This is a genomic window from Streptomyces doebereineriae (assembly GCF_031845645.1).
GTDB lineage: Bacteria > Actinomycetota > Actinomycetes > Streptomycetales > Streptomycetaceae > Streptomyces > Streptomyces canus.
Genome location: NZ_JAVREZ010000065.1, coordinates 1 through 766, shown reverse-complemented (window position 1 = coordinate 766; position 766 = coordinate 1). Strand labels below are relative to the sequence as shown.

Here is a 766-nt window from a genome sequence, read left to right as displayed (position 1 = left end):
GGTTGAAGGCGCCACGCGCGGTGGAGTTGACGCACATGTGCGTCATGAATCCGGCCAGCACCAGGTTCGACGCGTTGAGGCCTTTCAGCCGATCGTCGAGATCGGTCTGTACGAACGAATTGGGGAACTGCTTGACCACCACCGGTTCTCCCTCGCGCGGCGCCACCGATGCGACGATCGCACCGCTCTCACCATCGATGTCATACAGCGAACCCGGGCCGTCGGAGTGCTGGATGTGAATGATCGGGATGCCCGCGCTGCGGGCCCGGTCGAGCAGTTGCGCCGTCTGTTCGAGGGCGGCCTGCACACCGTCGAGCTCCATGATTCCCTGGGTGTAGGTGTTCTGACAGTCGATGAGAACCAGGATGGAATCGGCGAGGCGGGCCGGTGCGGCGGGCAGGCTGGCCAGTTCGCGCAGCGTGGGGCGGCTCATCTGGTCAGCCTAGTGGTGCTACCCCGCCGTGACGGCCAGTACCTGTTCGGCAAGCTCAGGCCGGCACACGATCAGGTCGGGCAGCGTCGGATCGGCCGAGTTGTAGACCAAAGGCGATCCATCGATGCGCGAGGTGTGCAGGCCGGCCGCGCGGGCCACCGCGACGGGCGCGGCCGAATCCCACTCGTACTGGCCACCGGCATGCACGTACACATCGGCGATCCCGCGGATCACCGCGGCCACTTTGGCCCCGGCCGAACCCATTTCCACCAGCGTTCCGCCGAGTGCCTCCCGTACCGCCAGCGCCACCGCGGGCGGGCGGGTGCGCGACAC

The 766-nt window shown here is 67.4% G+C and carries 2 protein-coding genes; both read right to left on the bottom strand.

Annotation, left to right across the window (positions count from 1 at the left end):
* Nucleotides 1–433 (bottom strand): cysteine hydrolase family protein (locus RNB18_RS50715; protein WP_311720891.1); only part of this gene is annotated, 433 nt, incomplete at its 3' end.
* Between the two features lie 18 nt (nucleotides 434–451).
* Nucleotides 452–766 (bottom strand): inositol monophosphatase family protein (locus RNB18_RS50710; protein ID WP_311720890.1); only part of this gene is annotated, 315 nt, incomplete at its 5' end.